This window comes from Sorlinia euscelidii (assembly GCF_036452135.1).
Classification (GTDB): domain Bacteria; phylum Pseudomonadota; class Alphaproteobacteria; order Acetobacterales; family Acetobacteraceae; genus Sorlinia; species Sorlinia euscelidii.
Window position 1 is genome coordinate 128,214 of sequence record NZ_JAWJZZ010000003.1, and the last position, 24,063, is coordinate 152,276.

Annotated in this window: 24 protein-coding genes and 1 tRNA gene; 17 read left to right on the forward strand and 8 right to left on the reverse strand. The window is 56.8% G+C overall.

The window, feature by feature from the left end; all coding sequences use genetic code 11:
• Positions 1-161: 161 nt before the first annotated feature.
• The gene (locus tag CGLAMM_RS06245; protein WP_418115491.1) at positions 162-2,327 is read right to left on the reverse strand and encodes an FUSC family protein; all 2,166 of its coding nucleotides are present in this window, start codon (positions 2,325-2,327) and stop codon (positions 162-164) included.
• A 159-nt stretch (positions 2,328-2,486) separates the two neighbouring features.
• Positions 2,487-3,830 (reverse strand): UdgX family uracil-DNA binding protein, encoded by a 1,344-nt coding sequence (locus tag CGLAMM_RS06250; protein ID WP_418115492.1) that lies wholly within the window; start codon positions 3,828-3,830, stop codon positions 2,487-2,489.
• A 357-nt stretch (positions 3,831-4,187) separates the two neighbouring features.
• Here CGLAMM_RS06250 and CGLAMM_RS06255 point away from each other — a divergent pair, with 357 nt between their 5' ends.
• Together CGLAMM_RS06255 and ihfB are read left to right on the forward strand one after the other, a co-directional pair.
• Positions 4,188-4,676 carry a Ros/MucR family transcriptional regulator gene (locus CGLAMM_RS06255; RefSeq protein ID WP_394820189.1) on the forward strand — a complete coding sequence of 163 codons (489 nt, stop codon included), beginning with the start codon at positions 4,188-4,190 and terminating at the stop codon, positions 4,674-4,676.
• 368 nt (positions 4,677-5,044) lie between these two features.
• Positions 5,045-5,329, forward strand: a complete 285-nt coding sequence (gene ihfB / locus CGLAMM_RS06260; protein WP_319807294.1) for an integration host factor subunit beta — start codon at positions 5,045-5,047, stop codon at positions 5,327-5,329.
• Positions 5,330-5,372: 43 nt separating this feature from the next.
• On the opposite strand, the gene CGLAMM_RS06265 is transcribed toward ihfB, so the two are convergent.
• Both CGLAMM_RS06265 and trxB read right to left on the reverse strand, forming a co-directional pair.
• Entirely contained in the window at positions 5,373-6,329 is a 957-nt protein-coding gene (locus CGLAMM_RS06265) for a LysR family transcriptional regulator (RefSeq protein ID WP_394820219.1), read from the reverse strand.
• 144 nt (positions 6,330-6,473) lie between these two features.
• Positions 6,474-7,430 carry a thioredoxin-disulfide reductase gene (gene trxB / locus CGLAMM_RS06270; RefSeq protein WP_394820190.1) on the reverse strand — a complete coding sequence of 319 codons (957 nt, stop codon included), beginning with the start codon at positions 7,428-7,430 and terminating at the stop codon, positions 6,474-6,476.
• A gap of 120 nt (positions 7,431-7,550) precedes the next feature.
• On the opposite strand from trxB, the gene CGLAMM_RS06275 reads away from it, so the two are divergent.
• From CGLAMM_RS06275 to CGLAMM_RS06285, 3 genes are all read left to right on the forward strand, one after another.
• Positions 7,551-8,063: an Lrp/AsnC family transcriptional regulator gene (locus tag CGLAMM_RS06275; protein WP_394820191.1), complete on the forward strand. Its 513-nt coding sequence runs from the start codon at positions 7,551-7,553 to the stop codon at positions 8,061-8,063.
• Positions 8,060-9,154, forward strand: coding sequence for a glycosyltransferase family 2 protein (locus tag CGLAMM_RS06280; protein WP_394820192.1), 1,095 nt, complete (start codon positions 8,060-8,062; stop codon positions 9,152-9,154). The genes CGLAMM_RS06275 and CGLAMM_RS06280 overlap by 4 nt, the downstream gene beginning before the upstream one ends.
• A 166-nt stretch (positions 9,155-9,320) precedes the next feature.
• The gene (locus CGLAMM_RS06285; protein WP_394820193.1) at positions 9,321-10,568 is read left to right on the forward strand and encodes an ArnT family glycosyltransferase; all 1,248 of its coding nucleotides are present in this window, start codon (positions 9,321-9,323) and stop codon (positions 10,566-10,568) included.
• 66 nt (positions 10,569-10,634) lie between these two features.
• Here the strand turns inward: CGLAMM_RS06285 and rpsU are convergent, their stop codons facing one another.
• Positions 10,635-10,838, reverse strand: a complete 204-nt coding sequence (rpsU, locus tag CGLAMM_RS06290; protein WP_141459012.1) for a 30S ribosomal protein S21 — start codon at positions 10,836-10,838, stop codon at positions 10,635-10,637.
• 238 nt (positions 10,839-11,076) lie between these two features.
• Between rpsU and CGLAMM_RS06295 the strand changes: the two genes are divergently transcribed.
• The 3 genes from CGLAMM_RS06295 to CGLAMM_RS06305 are packed head-to-tail and all read left to right on the forward strand — an operon-like array spanning position 11,077 to position 13,635.
• Positions 11,077-11,577, forward strand: a complete 501-nt coding sequence (locus CGLAMM_RS06295; RefSeq protein WP_394820194.1) for a MarR family winged helix-turn-helix transcriptional regulator — start codon at positions 11,077-11,079, stop codon at positions 11,575-11,577.
• Positions 11,574-12,260 (forward strand): response regulator transcription factor, encoded by a 687-nt coding sequence (locus CGLAMM_RS06300; protein ID WP_394820195.1) that lies wholly within the window; start codon positions 11,574-11,576, stop codon positions 12,258-12,260. The genes CGLAMM_RS06295 and CGLAMM_RS06300 overlap by 4 nt, the downstream gene beginning before the upstream one ends.
• A 13-nt stretch (positions 12,261-12,273) precedes the next feature.
• Entirely contained in the window at positions 12,274-13,635 is a 1,362-nt protein-coding gene (locus CGLAMM_RS06305) for an ATP-binding protein (protein ID WP_418115493.1), read from the forward strand.
• 35 nt (positions 13,636-13,670) lie between these two features.
• On the opposite strand, the gene CGLAMM_RS06310 is transcribed toward CGLAMM_RS06305, so the two are convergent.
• Entirely contained in the window at positions 13,671-14,249 is a 579-nt protein-coding gene (locus CGLAMM_RS06310; RefSeq protein ID WP_394820198.1) for an outer membrane protein assembly factor BamE, read from the reverse strand.
• 176 nt (positions 14,250-14,425) lie between these two features.
• Between CGLAMM_RS06310 and CGLAMM_RS06315 the strand changes: the two genes are divergently transcribed.
• The 7 genes from CGLAMM_RS06315 (at position 14,426) to CGLAMM_RS06345 (ending at position 18,919) form a co-directional block, all read left to right on the forward strand.
• Positions 14,426-14,971 (forward strand): DUF177 domain-containing protein, encoded by a 546-nt coding sequence (locus CGLAMM_RS06315; protein ID WP_394820199.1) that lies wholly within the window; start codon positions 14,426-14,428, stop codon positions 14,969-14,971.
• Positions 14,972-15,260: 289 nt separating this feature from the next.
• On the forward strand, positions 15,261-15,464 hold the full coding sequence (gene rpmF, locus CGLAMM_RS06320) for a 50S ribosomal protein L32 (protein ID WP_319807305.1): 204 nt from the start codon (positions 15,261-15,263) through the stop codon (positions 15,462-15,464).
• 63 nt (positions 15,465-15,527) lie between these two features.
• A complete protein-coding gene (plsX, locus tag CGLAMM_RS06325) occupies positions 15,528-16,616 on the forward strand; it encodes a phosphate acyltransferase PlsX (protein ID WP_394820200.1) in 1,089 nt (362 codons plus the stop codon).
• 92 nt (positions 16,617-16,708) lie between these two features.
• Positions 16,709-17,665, forward strand: a complete 957-nt coding sequence (locus tag CGLAMM_RS06330; RefSeq protein WP_418115494.1) for a beta-ketoacyl-ACP synthase III — start codon at positions 16,709-16,711, stop codon at positions 17,663-17,665.
• A 61-nt stretch (positions 17,666-17,726) separates the two neighbouring features.
• Positions 17,727-18,050 carry an integration host factor subunit alpha gene (locus CGLAMM_RS06335; RefSeq protein ID WP_319807308.1) on the forward strand — a complete coding sequence of 108 codons (324 nt, stop codon included), beginning with the start codon at positions 17,727-17,729 and terminating at the stop codon, positions 18,048-18,050.
• A gap of 1 nt (position 18,051) precedes the next feature.
• Positions 18,052-18,777: a MerR family transcriptional regulator gene (locus CGLAMM_RS06340; RefSeq protein ID WP_394820201.1), complete on the forward strand. Its 726-nt coding sequence runs from the start codon at positions 18,052-18,054 to the stop codon at positions 18,775-18,777.
• A gap of 68 nt (positions 18,778-18,845) precedes the next feature.
• Positions 18,846-18,919 (forward strand) — tRNA-Pro (locus CGLAMM_RS06345).
• Positions 18,920-18,942: 23 nt separating this feature from the next.
• Here CGLAMM_RS06345 and CGLAMM_RS06350 read toward each other — a convergent pair.
• Positions 18,943-20,193 (reverse strand): AI-2E family transporter, encoded by a 1,251-nt coding sequence (locus tag CGLAMM_RS06350; protein WP_394820202.1) that lies wholly within the window; start codon positions 20,191-20,193, stop codon positions 18,943-18,945.
• 87 nt (positions 20,194-20,280) lie between these two features.
• On the reverse strand, positions 20,281-21,108 hold the full coding sequence (locus tag CGLAMM_RS06355; protein ID WP_394820203.1) for an NUDIX hydrolase: 828 nt from the start codon (positions 21,106-21,108) through the stop codon (positions 20,281-20,283).
• Positions 21,109-21,415: 307 nt separating this feature from the next.
• Between CGLAMM_RS06355 and rpmB the strand changes: the two genes are divergently transcribed.
• Both rpmB and fusA read left to right on the forward strand, forming a co-directional pair.
• A complete protein-coding gene (gene rpmB, locus CGLAMM_RS06360) occupies positions 21,416-21,718 on the forward strand; it encodes a 50S ribosomal protein L28 (protein ID WP_394820204.1) in 303 nt (100 codons plus the stop codon).
• A gap of 208 nt (positions 21,719-21,926) precedes the next feature.
• Positions 21,927-24,032 (forward strand): elongation factor G, encoded by a 2,106-nt coding sequence (fusA, locus tag CGLAMM_RS06365; RefSeq protein ID WP_394820205.1) that lies wholly within the window; start codon positions 21,927-21,929, stop codon positions 24,030-24,032.
• Positions 24,033-24,063: the final 31 nt, after the last annotated feature.

The following is a 24,063-nucleotide window of genomic DNA, read 5'->3' on the forward strand; positions in this document are numbered from 1 at the left end:
AAATGCCCATCTCGTGCTGAAAACCGCGCCTGACCGCCAGCAATAATCTGCCCGATCCTACCCATAATCCTGGCTTTCAGAGGATGGGCGGGGCGGTGATCAGCCGAGGCGACGGACAGGCCGCGTCACCCGGTTTCACGTCTTTTGGCACAGGGAATAGGTCAGCCCGTCAGTTGCACAGGGCGCGTCGCGTCGAGAAATTGCGCATTGGCCTGAAGTTCGGCGCGGATAACAACGAGATAGGCAATGCCGCGGATCAGCTCCATGCGCGTCATGAGGTCAGCCTCACTATATTCAAGCGCGCGAAACCGTCGAAGCGCCACGCCAGCAACGCGTGCGGAACGGACATGCTCATCATGCGCACGTTCGATCCTGTCCAGAAGCAGGGTCGCCGCGCGGCGCGCGCGATCCGGCAGGTGATCACGATTCAGGAGGGCGCGCAGGCGAATGATATTCATCCCAAGCGTCAGCGTGGCCAAGGTGCCTCTGAGATAGGTCTCAACAGTGGGGGAGGGCGCGCTGCCAGCGTGACGGATCAATTTTGCGAATCGATCGAGATTGCCGCTGATCCACATTCTTGTATCCGGCAAGGTCTGGAGATGACAGAGCGCTCGCAGTTCTGCGAGCATCTGCCGCCGCAATCGCATGCGTTCCGTTTCGGGGTTGAAGGGGATGATGATGCGGAAAGCCAGAACCGCCGCCGCAGCAGCGCAGACGACGGCGAAGGCTGAATTGAAAAAGGAAATCTCGTCAAGCCGTTGATGATTCTGAATATTGAGCATCGTTGGCATGAGGAGGCCGAACGCTGAGGAAACGCCGGTCGTCGGTTTATTCAAGCGCGCCAGACCTGAAATGAACATTGGTGGGAAAAGCGCGAGAATCAGCGTCTCATAAGTGTCAAAGGCCGGGACGAAGATCATCGTCAGGAGGCCGGCAATAAGGGCGGACCACAGGGCACCCCTGAAAAACTGTGTTGTGCCGAGAACGGGATTTTCCTGGGTCGCGAACAGCCCGCAGATCAGCGCGAGATTCGATATGAAGAGGGGGCCGGATGGCCAGGCGGTGATTTCATAAAAGAGGGCGCAGATGATGATGGCGGAGAAGACGCGGATGACATTATTGACCGCCTCTCGGATGTCGCGATGCACGGGCAGGTGGAATCGAAAACGATCGCGCGGGATCTGATGCGTGCTGGCATTATATTCCAGCAAGGCATCTTCGATTTCCCTTAACATTTCCGATATGGAAACATAAAGGACGCGCATATCAACTTCATCTTCCCGCGATGGAAAAGGCGATGCTGGCGTGTCGTCATGGGTTTGAGGGGTGATCGCGGCGTCGCGACAGCTTATCCGCAGAAGGTGTAATTCTGTCAGAATATCCGCCAGGGGGGCATCCTGTTCAAGGCGCGGCGTGATGGTGAGGACAAATTCCCGCACGCGCGCCAACATCTCATTCAGGCGCGGTTCCCGGTGTTTCAGCGCGGCGAGACGCGCCGTCATGCCGAGACACCGCGTCAGCAGGACGGCGACGGCGGCGAGGTCGGCCCGGGCGTGATCCCCTTCATGACCATGGGGGCCCATTTCGATTTCCAGATATTCGACTTCACTGTTCAGGCGCAGAATCCGCCCGAATAATTCCCGCCCCTGCAGCGCAATTGACCTGTCCTGACCCAGCACATCGGCGGCGCGTTTAAGGACGGCATCAAGAATCCCCTGGAGGCTTCTCCTGATACCGATGCGAGCCCGTTTCTCCTGCTGGAGGGAGAAGATCATCCCCATCGCCGCTTCGCACACGACGCCGAGGCCAATATAAGTGCTTCGGGACACGGCGAGGAAAAAGACATTATCCGGTGCCTGTGAGGCATCCAACGCAATGATGGCGCACGTATAGCCAGCCAGCGTCATGGCATAGGCGCGGTAAGAGCTGAAAAAAGTCGCCAACCCGGCGCAAGACCCGACCCATAGCGCCAAAGCGGGGAAAAAAAGCCAAGGTTCCTGCGGGAATGCGGCGATCAGTAGAACGCTGGCCACACCCCCCAGCAACGTGCCCGCCAGGCGCCACCGCGCTTTGGAAAGGCTTTCCCCGCGTGTCGCTTGCGCAACAGCCCAGACGGTCGAGGGCGCCCAGACCGGACTGTCCAGCTCCATCCACAAAGCGATTGCGAGGGCGACGAGGGCAGCAATCGTGTTGCGGAAGGCAAATTCAACGGCTTGCGGCGATGGGGCATAGAGCCATTTCCATCGGGCGCGGAAATCATGGTCGGTCGCGAGGCGACGACCGCGACCCAATCGGGTGGCGCATAGCAAAAAAAATCGTTCAGCCACCGTCACGCGTGGTTCCTGCCTAAAGATGCGTGCGTCAAAGAACGTCTTTGAGCCTGCCGGAAAAGACGCACTCCATTGCACAATGAAGCATTGAACGCAGCGTTAAAACGGACATTGTCCCACAACAGGATATATAAAAACCTTCAATGTCGCGTCAATTTAAGTTGGATGAAGCTGCGCCTGGCTTTGTGACGTGGCTTCCGCAACGAGTCGCAGGTCTGAGAGGAAGCGACGTTTTTCAAAATCCTGGGAGGCGCGGTCTTGAATGCGCAAAAGGTAGGATGGGTGGACGGTGATGAGCGCCTCAGAATTTCCAAGGCGGAAAAATCGTGAGCGCTCGCGATTAACGGTCACGGGGCGCCCCAACATGGCTGAAGCGGCGGAGGCACCCAGCAAAATAATGTGCGTCGGTGCGATGAGCGATATCTCCTGCGCGAGCCAGGGGTGACATTGATGGATGTGGATGAGGTCCGGCTTTTGATGAAGGCGGCGCCCGTAACGATTCACGAAACGGAAATGTTTAACGGAATTCGTGACATAAAGACGCGCTCGCTCAAGGCCGACCTCACGCAGAGTTTGGTCAAGCAGGGCACCGGCAGGACCGACAAAGGGGCGACCGGAGAGATCTTCCTGATCACCCGGCTGCTCCCCGATCAGCATGATTTTCGCATCAAGTCGGCCTTCCCCGAAGACCGTCCGTGTGCCGATGTCACAAAGTTCACAGGCTGCGCAATCAACAGCGTGTGCCCTCAGCTGCGCGAAACAACTTTCACGATTCGGTTCAGGCCCGCCTGCCAGACTCTCTTGATGAACTTCAGCTGGCGCGTCGGGGATGAGAGAGGGGATGGTTTTAACCGGCAGACGAAGTTGGGGAAGCTGCGCCCAATACCCTGATCCGAAAGCAATCTCCGATTGAAACTTTTCGTGCTGCGCTTTAAGCCCCCCTCGGGAGAAGAATAACGCACTCCCCGTCCATCGAATCGAGACGGTGTCACCTGAAACAACCCAAGGAGAGGGGATGATGCGCGTTAAAGTCGCGGCTTGACCTGTGAAGATGCGCTGGCCCCGCATGTCAAATAAGGATTGCGTTGAACGGTCAGGCGCTGTCTCCCTGCTGAAAAGTGCCAATTTTACAAAAGATTCACGGAAGCGCAGCACAGCCTCACGACCAGCCTGGATGAGAGTGTCGAGTTTGGGGGTCAAAGCTGCAATCTGGGCGTCATCCTGCTGTTGCAACGCCATGACAAAGGTGTAGAGCGTCTCAAAACGATGTGGATCCTGAGCGTGAAACGCCTCCTGCAATTGCACGTATCTCTGACGCGTTATTTTAAATGGTGAAGTGTTTTGTTCTGTCGAATCAAGGTTCTGACGTTGAAAAAGATCATCAGGAGGGTTAACGATCCAGTTGATATTGCGGGAATTAATACCGGCAGAAACATGCTTCCGAGTGGCGTCACGCCATGATCGGAAGTCATCATGATGCGCAAGTGTCACGTCAAACATATTGTTATTTACCTTTCATCCAGATGTGACCGGAAAATCTCCGCACTATAATTTTTTTTAATAAAATAAGAATATCTTCCGAAATACTTAATAACCGCTTTTCTCTCAGTGAGCGATTGGCATCGCTGTTGTGCAGTTTGATGAGGCATTAACGATCATTGACGAATTTCAACCGGTAGAAGCTTTTGAGACGTGCGAATCAGAGTTTCTTTTTTTTTGTAATTCCTGTAGGATTAACAGCATTAACGATCCTCTCGTAAGGCATCGGGGCACATTTGAAGCCGATATTTTGTAGCAACTTCTTTATCATGGGAACGTTCTGAGTTCCCGAGTAAAAAACCAGACCAGGGTAAATAAATGTCCGAGCATGACAACAATAAAGCTCTCCTTGAGCTTACAGTGAAAATCGTCTCTTCACATGTTGCAAATAACCCCGTGACAAGTGAAGATCTGCCTTCGATGATCAAACGCGTCTATGAAGCCCTTCGCGGGGCCGGCGCCGTTGCAGCAGAGCCAGAGCGTCCGCAGCCAGCTGTGCCCATCAAACGCTCGGTATTTCCAGATTACATTGTGTGTCTGGAAGACGGCAAGAAGCTCAAAATGCTGAAGCGTCACCTTCAGAGCGCTTACGGTATGAGCCCGGAACAATATCGTGAGCGTTGGGGCCTGCCAGCGGACTACCCTCTGGTCGCGCCGAATTATGCGGAGCGTCGCTCACATCTCGCGCGCGAGATCGGGCTCGGTCGCAAAATCAACGCCAATCTTGATGTTTCCGGCCGGAAAGATCGCACCCTCGGTAATGAGAATGAGGGTGGCTCGGGTCGTTCAGGCCGCAAACGCGCTTAATAAAGAGTAGGTCGTCGCTTCTCCTCCAGCGGTGCGTCAGGCGCCGGGAGGAGTATGTGACTTATTTGCAACTTACACGCGAAGAAATAGCTCGGATTTCGCCTGTCGCGAGAAGAATTACTTATTTTCCGAGCAAAAAAAATGCGGTAATTTGAGCTCGTTAAGCAGAGTTCATACATCCATTCGCGACCGAATGGGGCTACCGTTAACTGTCTTTAAATCTTTATCTCCTCGACAATAAGCGTGCGGTAGATTTATCAAAGTGAGCCGCATCAAGCAATTTTTACTGGGCTGGGTCTCGACATGCCTGGGGTTGCTCGGTGTTTTTGGTGGTTGCGCGATGCCATTATTTGTCAGGAGGGGGGAGCATGACGAGATCTGAGCTTATCGCACTGCTGAGTGAAGCATACCCGCAGCTTACAACCCGAGATATAGAGCGCATTGTGCAAACGCTTTTTTCCGAGATTGTTTCCGCCCTCGCGCGCGGGGATCGGGTGGAACTTCGTGGTTTCGGTGCTTTCGGGGTTAAGAAACGCGGTGCCCGGCTGGGTCGCAATCCCAAAACGGGTGAAGCCGTGGAAATAGATCAGAAATATGTTTCATTTTTCAAAACCGGGAAGGAACTTCGGGAGCGCATCAACGCCAAGGGTTGATCGAGGCGAGGGCGCAACCTCTCATCGCGAAATTGACAGAATCTTAGATTTCGAGAGTTGTGCGAGAGGTTGATTTGGCAATCATCGATATATTACAGGCGTCGGTACCCCCGATATTCCCGAGACTGATTTCATTCAATAGAAAATTGCGCAACATGATGAGCCGCATCGAGGCTTTTAGATTTTGCGGGTAGACAAGGTAAAGCTCAAGCGCCGGGACAGGATGGTCCGGGACAAGCCGCACGAGGTGGGGGTAGGATGCCGCCACGTAACTCGGCATGGCGCCAACACCCAACCCTTCTGAGATCGCTTCCGCCATGGCAGGGTAACTATTAACCTCCAGATGGCTGCGGGAGGGCATGTGCTGCCGTTTGCAAAGCGCCTTCCGAAGCCAGTTTGCGTGCGGCAACATAAGGGGATCACCGGAAAAACTAATGACCTGATGTTGTGCAAGGTCACGGAAATGGCGTGGAATGCGCCTATCCGCCAGATAATCCTGACTCGCGTAAACAGGTATTGAGAATGTCGCGAGATGTCTCTGGATCAGGTCAGGTTGTCGCGGCGGGTGCACGCGTATCGCGACATCGGCCTCACGCTGGTTAAGATCAAGATCTGTGTCGTCAAGTAAGACCTGAATATCAATCTCAGGTTGCTGAACGAAAAACCGTTCCAATCGTGGTATCAGCCAGTAAAGACCAAATTCGGATGTCGTTGTCAGTTTAATGACGCCCGTCGCTTTCGCGGTGCTGTCACGCAGCGATTCCTGTGTGGTGATGAGTTTCTCAAAAACCTCCCGCACAGTGGCGGCGAGGGTTTCACCCTGTTCCGTCAGGATCAGGCCCCGCGCGCGACGGTTAAAGAGCTGCACCCGCAAATCATCCTCCAGAGAGGAAATCTGACGCGAAACAGTGGATTGGCTCAACCCCAGTTTCTCACCAGCGTGGGTGAAGGAGCCCGCTTCAACCACAGCGTAAAAAATGCGCAGCTTGTCCCAGTCCACTCTCATTCCCCCACGCAAGATCTCATCAAAAACAGGAAATATATTATCCTTGGCCTATGCGTGTGATGATGGTGGCGCGTCAATAGGTGTGAAGGTGATCCGGCTCGAAAAGCGACACAATCCCTGTAAGCCGTGAAGACGGGGTCATGATTCACCCGCGATGAAGCGCTCCGCCTCCAGCGCAGCCATACAGCCTGTGCCCGCTGCCGTCACAGCCTGCCGGAAAACCCTGTCCTGCACATCACCGGCCGCAAAAATCCCGGGACGGGATGTGCGCGTTGAGCCGGGAGGCGTCGTGATATAGCCCTCCGCGTCACAATCTACGAACTTGAGAAACGGCGCCGTGTTCGGTTGATGGCCGATCGCGATGAAAACGCCATCGACCGCCAATGTCTCCAGAGTGTTTTCCTGGCGATTTTTCAGACGAAGCCCGCTGACGGTCGCCGGTGTGCCGTCAGAGAGAATGTCATCGACGCTGCGATTCCACAGAACCTCGATTTTAGGATCAGCGAAAAGCCGCTTCTGCATGATGCGTTCCGCGCGCAGCGTGTCGCGTCGATGGATGAGGGTTACTTTTTCCGCATGACGTGTCAGATAAAGGGCCTCCTCAACCGCTGTGTTCCCGCCACCAACGACCGCGACATGTTTCCCGCGGAAGAAAAACCCGTCACACGTTGCGCAGGCGGATACCCCAGCCCCTTGCAAACGGGATTCGGAGGGGAGGCCAAGCCATTTCGCCTGAGCGCCGGTGGCGATAACAGCCGTTTTGGCCAGATAAACATCCCCGGAATCCCCCGTGAAGCGAAATCGAAATGGGCTATCATCGCCGAGATCCTCACATGTTGTGACGAGATCCGTCACCATGCGGGTCCCTACGGCCTTTGCCTGGGCATGCATCTGCTCCATCAGCCATGGCCCCTGAATGGGCGCCGCGAAGCCAGGATAATTTTCCACATCGGTTGTGATGGTCAATTGCCCGCCAAGTTGTAGACCCGTCACCAATATCGGCTTAAGATTGGCACGCGCGGCGTAAATCGCAGCCGTATAACCGGCGGGCCCTGCACCAATCACGATAAGGTCCGTTTCATATTTACGCGTCATGCTGTCTTACCCATAAGATTGTCTATCGCATTCAAACTGTGGCTCTTCACCTACAATCCAGATATAGAGAATTCGAACGAAACACCAAACGGAGTTTCAGAGGAAGTTTACTGGCATTCTATGACGCGACATGATTCCGACACCTATAAGGCAATCGCATCCCCCCCAATAGATGATCACGCGTTGGACGCGACCGACCTTCGAATTGTTGGGGAATTGCAGATTCATGGCCGCATGACCAACGTTGAACTCGCGCGTCGCACGGGGCTCTCTGCGCCCCCATGTCTCAGGCGGGTGCGACGATTGGAGGAGCTTGGCATTCTCAAGGGCTATCATGCCGATGTGGATGTTGAAAAGCTCGGCTGGCCCATCACTTTTTTTGCGTTGATCGGACTCGAAAGTCAGAAGGGCGCCGCCCTGGAAGATTTTGAGGGGCGGGTCGCGGACTGGGATGAGGTGCGCGAGTGTCACATGATTCGCGGCGGTGGTGATTTTCTGCTGCGCCTCATCGCGCGGGACCCAAATCATCAGAACGAACTTACCCGCCGTTTGACGGATCTCGACGCCGTCGCACGTGTCGTGACCTTGCAAACCATCCGCACCAGCCTCAGCCGGGCCGGAATCCCTCTATGACGGCGCGCCCGCCGGTCGAACTTTCCATTATTGTGCCCTGTTTCAATGAGGCAGGGAACATTCAGCTTTTTTACACCGCGATCTGCAAGGTTCTGACCGATACGGCGTGGGAAATCATCTTCGTCGATGATGACTCGCCGGATGGCACGTCCCGGATCGTGACATCCATCGCGCAGCAGGATGCGCGCGTTCGGCTTTTGCGCCGTGTCGGGCGGCGCGGGCTGTCATCGGCGGTGATTGAAGGCGTGCTTGCCTCCACCGCGCCGCTACTCGTCGTTATGGATGGCGACATGCAGCACGACGAATCCATCCTTCCGCAGATGATCTCGCCCCTTCGGGAAAATCGTCAGGATATAACGGTCGCCAGCCGACATATGGAGGGCGGTGACAGTGCGGGGCTGGCGCATCGAGGGCGACACCTTCTTTCCCGCACCGGGATCAGACTCGGCCAGATTTTTCTCAAGCACCCTTTGACCGACCCGATGAGCGGCTATTTCGCTTTTCGGCGCGACTGTTTCAGTCAGGCGCTCCCAAAGCTGACGGGGACCGGTTTCAAGATCCTGCTGGAAATGCTGCTCGCCTTGCCGCGCTCTGTGCGCATGGGTGAGGTGCCTTTTGTTTTTCGCGAGAGACATGCGGGTGAGAGCAAATTAGGGCCGATTGTCCTGTTTCAATTTCTCGGCATGTTGGTAGAGCGTGTGATCGGGCACATCGTCCCCATGCGCTTCTTCGTTTTTGCTTTTGTCGGGGCGCTTGGCATATTGGTCAATCTGGCCGTGTCGGAGGGGGCGCGTTTTGCCGGGTTGGGTTTCGGGGCCAGTCAATCAACCGGTATGGTCGCCGCGATCATCACGAATTTCTTTTTGAATAACTGCCTGACATATCATGACCGTCCCCTCAAAGGCTGGCTGCGCCTCTCAACCGGTTTCGCGGTTTTCATGGTCGGATGCAGCCTTGGAGCTTACGCGAATATCGGCGTCGCGGAGATGATCTATCATGCTGACCGGCATTGGAGTCAGGCCAGCGCCGCGGGTGCGGTGATCGGCGTGGTATGGAATTACGCCGTCGCCTCCACACTTGTCTGGCGGTAACAATGCGCCTGGCCCTTTCCAATCATATCGCGGTCGGGTCCCTTCTCATTTTCGTCACTGTGGCGCGACTGATCCTCGCCGCCGAGATCGGCCTGACGCCGGATGAAGCTTATTACTGGATCTGGTCCCAGCATCTTCAGGGGGGTATGTTGATCATCCCCCCGCCGTGGCCTTCATCATCCGCGCCGGCACATGGATCTGGGGTGATACGACATTCGGCATCCGATTTTTCGGGCCGATTCTGGCGCTCGCCGGTTCGATTTTACTCATCAATGCAGGTCGGGACCTGATGGGGCGGTGCGAGGACGGCATCAAAGCCGCGCTCCTTTTCAATGCGACGCTCTTCCTCGGTGTCGGGGCGGCGACGATGACGCCGGATACGCCGCTCATCTTCTTCAGCACACTGGCCTTGTGGGCGCTGGGGCGTCTTTATGTGACACAGCAACCTGCATGGTGGCTCCTTATCGGCGCGGCTTTCGGGCTGGGTTTTGACAGCAAATATACCGCTGTGCTTCCAGCTCTTTCCTGCGGGTTGTGGTGGCTTTTCTCACCTCGAAAACCGCCCTTCAAATGGGTTGCTGGCGGCGCGCTGATGGGATGGCTCGTCATTTCGCCTGTCCTTCTCTGGAATGCGCAGCATCATTGGGCGAGCTTTCTTAAACAGGGCGGCAGGGCGCAGGATTGGGCGCCATCGCGTGCCGTGCAATTTGTTGGAGAATTGCTGGGGGGGCAGATCGGCCTCGCGACGCCGCTTATCTTTCTGCTGTGTGTGGGCGGTGTCGTTGCGGCGATAAAACAGGCGCGTCGCGGCGACGCTTTGTGGCTGCTCAGCGCCATGGTGGTGCTTCCGAGCGGCGTGTTTCTGCAACATGCATTCGGGGGAAGGGTCCAGGCGAACTGGCCGGTCATTCTTTATCCCGCCGCGATTCTGCTTGCCACACGTATGCGCGGTGTCACCGCGGCTGCCTGCCTCGGTTATGTCATGACGGGCCTCATTTATCTTCAGGCTCTGACTCACGTCATACCGCTTTCACCCCACCATGATATCGTAGCGCGCCAAACCGGGGGGTGGCGGGGTTTCGCGCAACATCTTGCGCGGCAGAGTCAGGGGCAGGCGGTCATATTCCGGGATTATGCGCAAGCGTCCCTCGTCCATTTTTACGCACCCGAACTGACGATCTACAGCACGGACCCGCGTTGGCTCTATCTTGATCGACCGGTCGGGCGGGAAGTAACGGCGCTTCTGGTTGAAAAACAGGACTCGCGGGATGCTATTCTGCACGGCTGGGTTGCGGCGTCGCCAAACCCAACGTCCTTATGTCGAAAGGCGCGGGGACAGAATATAAGATGTTACCGACTGACGCCGGTTGAAAAATCAGGAGGGGATTCGGTCATTATCAGGCGGGTGGGGTGATGCCAGGGCGCCAGCCATAAAAAAACCGCCCCGAAAGGCGGTTTTTACCGAACGTCGCGTGACGGCTCAGAAGCCTTCACGTTCCAGACGTTTGCGCTCCATTTTACGTGCACGGCGCACCGCTTCAGCAGCCTCACGCGCGCGGCGCTCAGAGGGCTTCTCGAAATGGCGGCGCAGCTTCATTTCACGAAAAATGCCTTCGCGCTGCATTTTCTTTTTAAGCGCTTTGAGCGCTTGATCGACATTATTGTCACGGACCAGAACCTGCACGTGCCTGTCATCTCCTGTCGCCCAATCGGTGTTGCGGGCTTGCTGAATAAATACGGTCAAGGACGCGCCATTTCGGCTTTTCGTCCGATCAGGTGGTCGCATTAGCATAATTGCGCGGCGCAGCACAAATGTTTTCACGTTTCCGCGCATTTTTGCCTATAAGAGTCAGTCGAAACACGCGCTTAGCCCGCCGGGAGCCCGCCGGTGCGCCAAAGCAAGGCAGAGAGGGCTGTTTACGATGCGTGATATCCAACACGCGCGCCGCCAGGGGCTCCCCGCGCGTAATGCCGCCTCAACACATCTTTACCTCCGTGAGGAACAGGTCCGCAGTGCGTGGGAAGCCACGACAGAGGCCTTTCGCCAGCTTGAGAAACAGTCAGATGCAAGGCGGATGGAGCACGGTATCGGCAAGGCGCATCAGCGCATTCTGATCCTTCTGGCCAATCGGCCCGGCCTCTCCGTTGGGGATGTGCAACGTAAACTGGTTGTTTCAAAGCAGAGCCTCAACCGGGAGTTGAATTTGCTGCTTCAAAAACGATACGTCACCTGCACGGTCGATGGAGTCGATCGACGCGTGCGGCGCCTCCACGTTACCGATAAGGGGCGTGAACTCGCTGATATCTGCTTCGAACCGCTGCGTCAGTCCCTGACGGCGGCTTACCGTCAGGCCGGGGCGCAGGCTGTGGAGGGGTTTCAACAGGTTCTCGCCTGTCTGACGCGCGATGGAGAAGAAACTTGAAATCAGCGCATATCCTCGTCGTCGATGATGACCCCCGTCTTTTAAAGCTGATCAAGCGTTTCCTTGATGAGAATGGCTTTCGGGTGACGACGGCCGCCAATGCGGCGGAGGCGCGTCATTTTCTCAAAATGGTTCAGCCTGATGCGATGATTGTGGATGTCATGATGCCGGGTGAGGATGGCATTTCCCTGACGCGGGCGCTGCGGGATGAGGGGTGCACATGGCCGATCATGGCGTTAACAGCGCGCGGCGAACCGGAGGAGCGCGTTGACGGGCTTGAGGCCGGGGCGGATGATTATATGGCCAAACCTTTTGAACCGCGGGAGCTGGTCCTTCGGCTTCAGGGCCATTTACGGCGCGCGACCGGGCAGGTGCCTTGTAGCGGAACGCGTCTGATCCGGATAGGCACGTTGGAATTTGATGCGCATCGTGGGCTGCTGAATGGTGGCGACGGCACGATCCATCTCACGGGCCGGGATGTCGCCCTGCTTCAACTTTTCTGCGCCCGCCCTGGGGCCATTCTGTCGCGTGAGGTGATTGCCGGTGCGCTGGCGCTGGAAGATGTGAGCGAGCGCAGCGTGGATGTGCAGGTGACACGACTGCGCAAGCGTATAGAACCGGACCCGAGAGAGCCGCGGCACCTACAGACAGTGCGCGGACGCGGCTACGTCTTCAGACCCTGACGGAAGAAGCTCTATGGTTTTTCGAAAAATCGGGCGCAGGATTGAACGGCCTTTACGGCGATTTCTGCCGCGCTCGCTTTTCGGGCGGTCGCTTCTCATCGTGTTTGTGCCCCTTTTTGTGACGCAACTTGTCGCATTCCAGCTTTTTTACGGCAATTATCTCAGCCTCGTCTCAAGACGCCTGGCCGACTCCGTTGTCGCTGAACTGGCCATGACGGTGCGGCTGGTGGCGCGCTTCCCGAACGAGCGTGACTGGATTCTGGACCAGGCGCGTCGGGAGCAGCAACTTGTCGTCACTTACGGTGATATGTCCGACGCCAAAATCCAGCGCACGCGCAACGTTTTAGGCCCGATGTACGACGACCTGCAGGATGCTGTCAGACGCGTCTTTCACACATCTTGCCGTATTGATTGGCACGCGACGTCGGATAATGTGCGGTTCGAGTTGCCGTATCGAGGCGGGCTGCTAAGTGTTGAAGTGCCGCGAAAAAGACTGGTGACGGGACCGGTGTGGTTTTTCCTCGCCTGGGCGGGCGGGAGCGCGACCATTCTTTTCGGCATTGCGGGGCTTTTTATCCGCAATCAGGTCCGCGTCATACGCGGGATTTCCCATGCTGCGGAGCAGTTCGGTATCGGGCGCGATGATGGGCCGATCCATCCGCGTGGCGCGCGGGAAGTGCGCAAGGCGGCGGTGGCTTTCAACCGGATGCAGGCGCGCGTCAACCGGTTTGTTGAGCAGCGAACGATCGTCCTTGCCGGCGTCTCTCATGATCTGCGCACACCGCTGACTCGCCTGCGTCTGTCACTTGCGATGATCCCGAATGCCGGCGTAATCGAAGCCGAGGCACTTCGGCCCGACATTGCCGATATGGTGTCCGACATTGCGGAGATGGAGGCGCTGGTGAACAGCTACCTGACTTTCGCGCGCGGGGAGGGGGCGGAAGCGCCGGTTGAGACGGATCTCAGTGCCTTGCTCCGTCGGATTGCCGCGGATACGGAACGTGCCGGCGGGCGCATCACCCATATTGATATCCCGGACGGCATTTCTGCCGTCGTGCGACCGGATGCGCTGCGGCGCGCGCTCGCCAATATCGTTGAGAATGCGCGCACTCACGGGGGCAACATATCCATAACCCTCAATCGCCGTGAGACAGAAATCTTTATCTGCATTGATGATGACGGCGAGGGCATTCCCCCGCATTTGCGGGAGGAGGTTTTTCAGCTTTTCTCACGCAATCGCGCGACGGTCAGCGGGAGTGGCCTGGGGCTGACCATAGCGCGCGATATCATGCGCGCCCATGGGGGCGAGATCACGCTTCTCGATAGCCCGCGGGGCGGGTTGCGTGTCCTGGTGCGTCTGCCGACGCCTGATTAAGGCGGCCTCAAACCCCGTGCCTAACGCGCAAGATCTTACGGGATCGAGTTACCTGTCCCGCCATTACCAGTTCCGATGGCGCCACCCCCAAGCGGGCCCTGGCTGCCGCCGAACTGGTTATTCATGTTTCCAAGCGGGTTGTAGCGGCCCACATTGCCCAGCAATTGCTGGAAGATATTGACCTTCGTCCCTGGTGCCGGCGTCGCGCCCGGCGCCATGCCGACATTATACCGGTCGCCGGAATCATATTGCGACACATTGCGCAGGACGCCGCCATGGTCAAACGCCAGCACCGTTACATCCTGTTTGCGGATTTTAGGATAGCTCAGCGGCTGTTGATGTGTGACGAGCGAAATGTAGATCCACTTATTATCGTCAAAAGTGGATGTCGTCGTCGGAGAGCCGATCAATTGCCGCACGTCATCCTTCGTGCTGGTGCCGGGGACGAGGAGTTTGAAATCGGATTTCTCAACCAGCGTGCCGCGATTTTGCGGAATCGGCCCGAAGACGGAACAACCAGCCAGTAAGGGTACGGATAGCGCCAAAGTGGCGGCGGCATAACGCAGGGAAAAAGCCGGACCCCTGGATGTGTGGACAAGTTTCACGCGTGTCATCAGCCGCAGATTCCCGCTTTCATTTGAGCTCCGTCATGTTATATCATCTGCCGATATCATAACAAGATGCCGTGCGGGCCTGACAGAGTGCGTGACACTATAGTGTCACCTGTCGGCGCAGCGCAATCTTCAAACGGTGCTGATGGCGCACAACTTTTCATTTAAGGACATGCCGCGTGGAGCTTCCTTCTGAGCTGGATTGCCGTGTGGCGCTTCACGGCCGAAACGGGGCGGAACGTCGCGTTAAGGTGGAAGCTAACCATGAGGAATGTGAGCGCATCGCTGAACGCCTTATGATCCCCGCCGTCAAGATGCTGACATGCACTTATAAAGTGATGCCTTTGCATGACCATTCGGTCATTTGCGACGGGTGGCTTGACGCGCAGGTTGTGCTGGCCTGTTGTGTCTCCGGCGAGCAGTTCGAGGATGTCGTGTCAGAGGCGTTTCGTGTCCGTTTCGTGACGGAAGCGCGTGAAAGCCCGCAGGATTTTCTTGACCCGGACCTGCCGGATGAAATCATTTTTGACGGACAGGTCGTTGATCTCGGCGCGCTGACGATTGAGCAACTGGCCCTGGCATTGCCGCCTTTTCCGCGCAAGCCTGACCTTCCGGAGGTCGATGCGGCCGAGGATCCCGCCACGTCGGATGACGATATGCCGACGACCCGCCCCTTCGCGCATCTCGCACATTTAATGAGTAAGAAGTCCCGCAAGGGCGATTGAGGTACGTCTCAGGCGCGAACACGCACGGATATTGTGCCGGTCAGGCGCTGACCCCATATAAACTGTGACGCCCGGCCTTTGACGCGCCTTATTGTCAGCATGTCCCGCCTCAGAAGGTGGGTGAGTCAGGCCCCGTGCGAGAGGTGCGGCGGATCAGGCGACGAGACGCTTGCGAGTTTTAAACGTGTCTGCTAGAGGATGCGCGCCTTATTACATTGAATCGTATCGCTCTGCATCACAGTCGCTCGACGTCTGGGACGGGCGACTTACTGGAAAGAGACCTTTTACCATGGCCGTTCCGAAAAGAAAAACCTCGCCATCCCGTCGCGGTATGCGCCGGAGCCATCACGCCCTGACGATTCAGGCGAGCGCAGAATGCGCCAATTGTGGTGAACTGAAGCGCCCGCATCACGTCTGCTCTCATTGTGGACATTATGACGGACGTGAGGTGGTTGCCGCCGGCAAGACCCTGAAGACAACCGTCCGCGCCTGATCCTGCGGCGGCTCGGCATGCCTTTGGCGGCTGAAGAGGACGGGTTGATGCGTGAGGCTCGCAATGATTGACAACGTCGTGGCGCCTGATCAGGCAGCTTCGTTCAGCCTCGCGATTGACGCGATGGGCGGGGATGACGCGCCTGAGATTGTCGTTGCCGGGTTAGATCTGGCCGCTGACCGCCATCCGGGCGCACGCTTCCTCCTTTTCGGTGATGAGGCCCGGCTGACGCCCCTCCTCGCGCGCTACAAAAAAGCGGCGCAGATCGCACAGATCGCCCACACGACGGAAGCGATCACGATGGAGATGCGGCCGACATCGGCCCTGCGCCTTCGGGACTCCTCCTTGAGAATGGCCATCACGGCGGTGGCGGATGGTCGGGCACGCGGTGTTGTCTCCGCAGGGAATAGCGGCGCCCTGCTCGCATTGGCTAAAATCCTCCTCAAAACCCTGCCGGGCATTTCCCGCCCCGCCATGGCGGCCGTCAATCCCTCCGCCCGGGGTGATGTCGTCATGCTGGATCTCGGGGCGAATATTTCCTGTGATGCGCGCAATCTCGTTGAATTCGCGGTCATGGGTGAAGCATTTTCCCAGGCTGTCCTCGGCCTGCCGGCCCCCCGCATCGGCCTGCTTAATGTCGGGGTTGAAGAGCTGAAAGGCGATGAGCGCCTGCGATGCGCTGCCGATGCCTTACGCGCCTCCCCGCTCAGTGCGCAATTTCTCGGTTTTGTTGAAGGGCACGACATCACGGCGGGGACGGCGGACGTCGTCGTTACGGACGGGTTCACCGGCAATATCGCCCTCAAAACGGGTGAGGGGGCGCTTAAGCTCGCGGCCCAGCTTCTGCAGCAGATTTTCAAAACGAATCTGCTGACGAAAATCGGCTATATTCTCGTGCGTCCCGGGCTGCGTCGAATGCGGGAATGGATTGACCCCCGCCAATATAATGGTGCCGTTTTCGTGGGGTTGAACGGCATTGTCGTCAAATCCCATGGTGGTGCCGACGCGGAGGGGTTCGCCTCCGCGATTGATGTTGCGATGGATGCTGTCGATAATGAGGTTAATAAAAAGATCCGCTCCCGGCTGAAGCAGATTCAGTTCCTGCAGGAAGCCCCGGACACATATGAGAGCGGCGCCCCCACCCCAGATTGAACATTCTGAATAACGCCTGATTTGCACTAAACTGTACTTTGCCGGGCCGATCCGACACGGTAGAGTGGCGTGCAAAAAAAAAGGAAGTCTTTATGCCTGTCCGCTCTAAACTGATCGGGTTCGGGGGGTATCTCCCTGACAAAATCGTCACGAATGCGGACCTCTCAACGCGGGTCGATACGTCGGACGAGTGGATTCGCACCCGCACCGGCATCGCGCAACGTCACATTGCCGGGCCGGACGATTCGGCGGCGAGTATGGGGGAAGCCGCCGCACGGGCCGCACTTGATTATGCGGGTGTCGATGTGGAGACGGTGGACGCCATCATCGTCGCCACCGCCACGCCGGACCAGCCTTTCCCCGCCGTTGCGACGCGCATTCAGGGTGCGCTCGGCCTTAAACGTGGTTTTGCCTTCGATATCAGCGCCGCGTGTTCCGGCTTTATTTACGCGCTGGCCGTTGCCGATTCTTTCATTCAGACTAAGCAGGCGCGCCGCGTGCTGGTGATTGGCAGTGAGGTTTATTCCCGGATTCTCGATTGGTCCGATCGCACCACATGTGTGCTCTTCGGCGATGGGGCAGGGGCTGTGCTGCTTGATGTCGCTGAACCGGAGTCGGAAAGTGCCATTCTGTCGACTCATCTGCATAGTGACGGTGCCCATGCTGATATTCTCTATGTGGAACGTGAGGGGCAGGATGGCCCGTCCCTACGTATGAACGGCCGGGAGGTCTTTCGACACGCCGTGACAAAGCTCGCAGAGGTTGTGGATGAGGCCCTGAATGCACATGGCATGACGGGCAAGGACGTGCAGTGGCTCGTCCCACATCAGGCCAATCTGCGCATCATTGACGGCGTCGCTAAAAAGCTCGCTCTGCCTCAGGAACGCGTCATTGTGACGGTTGACCGCCATGCCAACACCTCCGCCGCCTCTATCCCCCTGGCGCTCAACGAAGCTGTGCGCGACGGACGTGTAAAAAAGGGTGAAATTGTGTTGTTGGAGGCGCTTGGAGGCGGACTTACCTGGGGCGCCGCGCTTCTGAGACTGTAACAGTTACTGTTTTATTGACGTTAATATTTGACGCAGAAAATTACCGTGGTAGCTTGTGCACATGTCTACAATCACACGCGCTCATCTGGTCGATTTACTTCACACCCGTATAGGTTTGTCGCGGCAAGACAACTCTGACGTGCTTGAAAGCGTATTAGAGAATATCGCAGCAAGCCTCGAGTCCGGCGAAACCGTGAAATTAAGCGGTTTCGGGACGTTTGCCGTCCGCAAAAAGGGGCGTCGCATTGGTCGCAACCCCAAGACGGGGGAAGAGGTGGCCATACAACCTAGGAGTGTCCTGATTTTCAGGCCAAGCCAGATGTTGAAGTCAGCCCTCCGCGCGGCCCCTATCAAGGAAAAGAGAGTCGTCGAGGAGGTCACGTAAAATGGTCGATGGAAGGCCTGTTCCCGATTCTCAAGATGAGGCATTCGGCGCGAACTCAGCCAAGAGATACGGCAAGAAAGCGCCTGACGCCTATCGCACGATAAGCGAAGTCGCCGACCTTCTCCACGTCCCTCAACATGTGCTGCGATTCTGGGAAACGCGGTTTGATGAGGTCGCGCCGCTTAAAAGTGGTGGTGGCCGTCGTTATTACAGCCCGGATCAGATCGACCTGCTTCGCCGGATTTCGGAGCTTCTCTATGTTGAGGGTTACACGATCAAAGGTGTGCAACGGGTTCTGAAAGGCCATGGCGAGGTCCCGACGCCTGAAGCGGCATTCAGAACGTCGGACTACGTTCCCGCAGTTGGTTTCGCTGAGGATAGTGCGACGCCCTTCATTTACCAGTCGGGCAGCACGCAGAACTTCCAGGACGGTATCAGCGCGGCGGCCCGGTCTAAAACGCTTGAAGATGTATCGCGGGGCCATACGGGTCGGACTCAAATCGAGCCTGGCAATACGCCCTGCCTGCGCAATGGCTCAGAACCGAAAATCACATCGGGCTCTGCTGAGACCCGCCCAGATCGTAAGGCTGATGAGGCCGCGAGTGGGGAGCAGATGGATTCGGCGCGCTACACACGATTGATGGATAAGCAGGCGCAATTAATTGAGCTCCTGCGTGACGTGCGGGTTGAGTTGCTGGCGTTGCGTAAAAACCTCCCCTTACCTTAGAAAATCCCTCAAAGGCGCTTGCAGGCGGGGCCGCCCCCTGCTAAATGCGCAGGGGTCCAAACGACGGACGGGCAGTAGCGCAGCCTGGTAGCGCATCAGTCTGGGGGACTGGGGGTCGTGGGTTCGAATCCCGCCTGCCCGATATCTCCGTCCGCGTTTGGTCTTTCACGAAGCCATCTCATTTTTCCGGCGCGGTGCGCTCACCGTTTCCGTATTGCTCCACATCCTCCATAGCATATGCAATGCCGCCATGATGGCTGGCCCGAGGAAGAGCCCAAGCAACCCCCAACTTTCCACACCGCCGAGTATGCCGAGAAGCACCCAGAGGAATGGCATCCTGATCGTCCCACCGATAATGACGGGACGGACGAAGTGGTCGGCGATGAAGATAACGAGGCAGCCAATGGCAATAATCAGACATGCCGCGACCATTTTGCCTTGGATCAGCACCAGAAGCGCCGCGACCATCACCGTCGGCAGGGCGAGAAACGGGATCATCGCCGCCACACCCGTGAGAAAGGAAAAGAGAATCGGCTGCGGCGTGCCGGCAAAAGCATAAACGACACCCATCACAAAACCCTCTCCCAGCCCGACGAAAACAAGACCGGCAATGGTGCCATGAATCGAGAAAATAATCTGACGCGCGATGATTTCCCCGCGTTGCCCGAATGTCCTCTCCGAAACGGTGATGAGCCGCGCAATAATGCTTGCGCCATCCCGGAGGAGGAAGAACAGCGTTAAAATGGAAAAGAGAAAGAGGGTCGAACGTCGCAGGATGAGGGAGGTGACCTGTTTCGTTACCGCGACGCGATGCCCGCCTGTATCAAGAGAATGGAAAATCTGGTTCAGTTGCTGCGGGTCCGCGAGATATTTCTCCCAGGCATTGGCAATAGTCGTCTGAAGAAAAGGGAGGTCTCCCAGCCATGGCGGGGCGGGAACACCCTCATGCCGGACCGAATCCAGCCAATGCAAAGCCCCCTGCGCCTCTTCTGCTGTCTTCACGGCCAGATAGCTCATCGGGATGAGGAAGATCAGCGCGACAAAAAGCGTGAACAAGGCGGGTATCCAGTTGGAATGTCCCCATCTCTGCTCTGCATGACGGTAAAGCGGCCAGCAGGCGATGGCGAAGACACAACCCCAAAGCAATGCCGGCAGGAAGGATTGAAGGGTGTAAAGGGCGAGAAGCACAAAAAACACGCCGAGCAGCGCCCGGGCACGCCGCTGTGCGGGGCTGCTCATTTCCTCAGGCGGCGGCGGGGCGGTCTCCGCGGCGCGGCGGCGGGATGGCTTGCCGGGTCTTTGTGCTGAACTTGGGGGGTGATCGACGCCGGTTTTCATGTCCGTCCTGACTGCTTCCCGCTTTTCCGCGGAGGGGAGAGGGTCGTCAAACGGCAAGACACTGCGCCGAATTGACATAAATCTTTTATAGCAAAAACAAGGGCGCACCGCTGCGTCTTTTCAGAGCGCCAGAGGTTGTTTTCAGATCTGACGCGCGGCATCGCTTTACGGGGTGACAGGCTCAAGTTTGATGTCCTGATAAAGGACAGCGCCGATCTCTCGCGCTTCATGGGGGGTGAAGAGGCCATGACGTATAAAGAAGTCGATGAGCACAAGATTGACATTAAATTTGAATTTGTCAGTGTCCCGAACAAGGTCCAGAACGGTCTTCAGCTTCATCAGTTCAAACCGCGTCACCTCTCCATCCACGGGGCGGGGCGTGAAATCCTCCGGCAGGAACAGGTCATAGCAATAAAGCGTGTCGCGCCGTAAACCTTCAGGCCGATTCTGGACGTAATTCAAGAGACCGACCTGCTGTGCCTGATGACTTAATGAGGCCGGGATGCCCGCCTCCTCGGCCGCTTCCTTGATCATTGTATCGAAAGGCGACAGCCCTGCGGGCACGCCACCTGCAGCGAGGTGATCCAGCTTGCCTGGGTCGAGGCGTTTATCCGCTGCACGATGTCCGACCCAAAGGAGGCACTGATTGTCGCGCATGACGATGCCATTCATATGCACGCCGCGCGCGGCCATCCCGAGAAGCGGCAGCGCGCCACGATCAATCTGTCCGAGCACATGCCCATCCAGCGTGAACACGTCAAAAAGCTCGTTGAAACAACGGAATAATTGTTTCTGCGACAGAATCTCGCCAATTTCGGTCAGGCGATGATGTCCGGCAATATGCACGCCTTTCTGAAGCGTCGCGTGACCGGCTTCCTGCGGGATGTGCATGGCGATCTCGGCAGCGACCCAGCCGATCATATGGCCGTGATAAAAGAGCGGTTGCCGTGTCGTGCGAAGAGAGGAGGGGCGTAAAACGCTTATTTTTTCCAAAAAAAGGGCCGTCTTAGTGCCCTTCGCCTTAACGCATTCCATTCTCTGCTTCATTCCTTCCGCGCTTTACCGGCGGCGTGTCTCAGGGCATGACGGGCAAACAGCGGCACGGCGCGGGTGGCCCGTCCCGGATGGCTGTTCGAATGATTTTTAGCACAACTCCTGTCAAAAAGCGTGCCAAATGCACGGGATCTGTGCTTTCAGCTTGACGAAATCGAGCCTCTCCGTCATAAGCCGCGCCTGAATACCCATGTCGTGTGCCGGGGAGACCTCTCGGCGATCGAGAATTGTTTCGAGGAAATCTGCTATGTCTCGCCGCTGCCAAATTACAGGCAAAGGCGTGCTGACTGGCAATAATGTCAGCCACGCCAATAACAAAACGCGCCGTCGCTTCCTGCCTAATTTGCAGGATATCACGCTTCTGTCCGACACGTTGCAGACGGGCGTGCGTCTACGCCTCAGCACGCAGGGCATCCGCACGATTGAGCATAATGGCGGGCTTGACGCCTTCCTGCTTTCGGCACCGAATCGCAAGCTCCCCGCGGAAGCGCAGATCATCAAGCGCCGCATCCGTCGTGTGATGGAAAATCGGGCCGAAAAGTCAGCCTGACGGTCGGTCCCTCCCGGATGGGGCTGTCCGCATCCGGGATATTCTGAAGTTTTAAAGCCTTATCGTCAGCCGTCTTTGACCCGTTTCCTTGACGCATGGCGACATGGTCGATCCAAAACCCCCTCTGGTGAATAGGGGATTGTGACGGCCTCGGCGGGGGTGTTTCAGAAGGTCTGAAGCGCCTCAAGTGCATTGTGGAGGTTTATCCGTGTCCGACAGCAGCGTCGCAGAAGCCAAATCGGCTCTCTCCAAAATCCGAAATATCGGCATCACCGCGCATATTGATGCCGGCAAAACGACGACGACGGAGCGTATCCTTTATTATACCGGCATGTCGCACCGCATTGGTGAAGTCCATGACGGTAACACAACCACAGATTATATGGCGCAGGAGCGTGAGCGCGGCATCACCATCACGTCAGCCGCTGTAACCTGCGAGTGGAATGCGCACCGCATCAACATCATCGACACGCCTGGCCATATCGACTTTAATATTGAGGTCAATCGCTCACTGCGCGTTCTCGATGGTGCGATCTTCATTATTGAAGGTGTGGCCGGTGTCCAGCCGCAATCCGAGACAAACTGGCGTCTCGCGGATCGTTATAACGTCCCGCGCATCATTTTCATCAATAAGCTTGATCGCACGGGGGCGGATTTCTATCGCGCTTTCGACACATTGAAGGAAAAGCTCGACATCGTCGCTATTCCGCTTCAGTTGCCGATCGGCGCGGAAGAGAATTTTGTCGGTGTCGTCGATCTCGTTGAAATGCGCGCCATTATCTGGGAAGGCGGCGAGCTGGGTGCGAAATTCCACTATGAGGATATTCCGGCCGAGCTGAAGGAAAAAGCCGAGGAAGCCCGCCAGAACCTGCTCGACACGGCGCTGAGCGTCGATGAGACGGCGATGGAGGAATATTTTGAGAAAGGCGACGTCGCGGTCGAAACGCTGAAGAAATGCATCAAGAAGGGTGCCATTTCCGGTGAGTTCCGCCCCGTCCTTTGTGGTACAGCCTTTAAAAACAAGGGTGTGCAACCCCTCCTTGACGCGGTGATTGATTACCTCCCGGCACCGGATGAGGTTGAGGGTATCCGTATCGCGCCGCCGGAAGATGAGGAGGTGGACGAAAACTTCCTGCCGATCGTCCCGGTTGATCCGGATGGTAAATTTGCGGGTCTCGCTTTCAAAATCATCTCTGACAAATATGGCACGCTGACTTTCGTGCGTGTTTATCGCGGCGTGCTGAATGCCGGTGATACCGTGATCAACACGATCAAGGGCCATAAAGAGCGCGTGGGACGGATGTTCCAGATGCATGCGGATAAGCGTCAGGAAGTCAAATCCGTCGGCGCCGGTGATATCGCGGCGTTCGTTGGGCTGAAAGATACGGTCACGGGTGACACACTTGCGGATCCGAGTGACCCCGTCGTGCTTGAGCGCATGCAATTCCCCGTCCCGGTCATTGACATCTCCGTTGAACCGAAGACGAAAGACGCGGTTGAGAAAATGACTCTCGCCCTGCAGAAGCTTGCGGCGGAGGATCCTTCCCTCCAGCTTAAAACGGATCAGGAAACGGGTCAGACCATCCTTTCCGGCATGGGCGAGTTGCATCTCGACATTATTGTTGACCGTCTGCGCCGTGAATATGGCGTTGAGGCCAATGTCGGCGCGCCGCAGGTCGCTTATCGTGAGACGATCACCCAGACGCATGTTGAGACCTACACCCACAAGAAACAGTCGGGTGGTTCGGGTCAGTATGCTGAGGTGAAGATCGAATTCACCCCGGTTGAGCGGAATGCGGACATTCAGTTTGAGAATAAAGTCGTGGGTGGCGCTGTTCCGAAGGAATATATTCCGGCGGTTGAGAAGGGCATCCGTGTCCAGTCATCCACGGGTGTCCTGGCGGGTTTCCCGACGGTGGACTTCAAGTTTACCCTGCTTGACGGTAAATATCACGATGTCGACTCATCGGCTCTGGCCTTTGAAATCGCGGCAAAAGCATGTTTCCGTGAGGGGATGAAGAAGGCCGGTCCCGTCATTCTTGAGCCGATCATGGATGTCGAGATCACCACACCGAATGATCACGTTGGTGACGTTGTGGGTGACCTTAACCGTCGCCGTGGCATCATCCAAAGCCAGGAGACAGCGGGCTCAACTGTGATGATCCGGTCTCAAGTGCCGTTGAAGGAGATGTTCGGGTATATCTCGCATCTGCGTTCAGCCACGAAGGGCCGCGCTTCCTTCACCATGCAGTTCCACCATTATGACCCCGTCCCGCGCAATGTCGCGGATGAGATCATGGCCAAATCTGCCTGAGTCTTGTTAAAGCTCGAAAAAAAGACGCCTC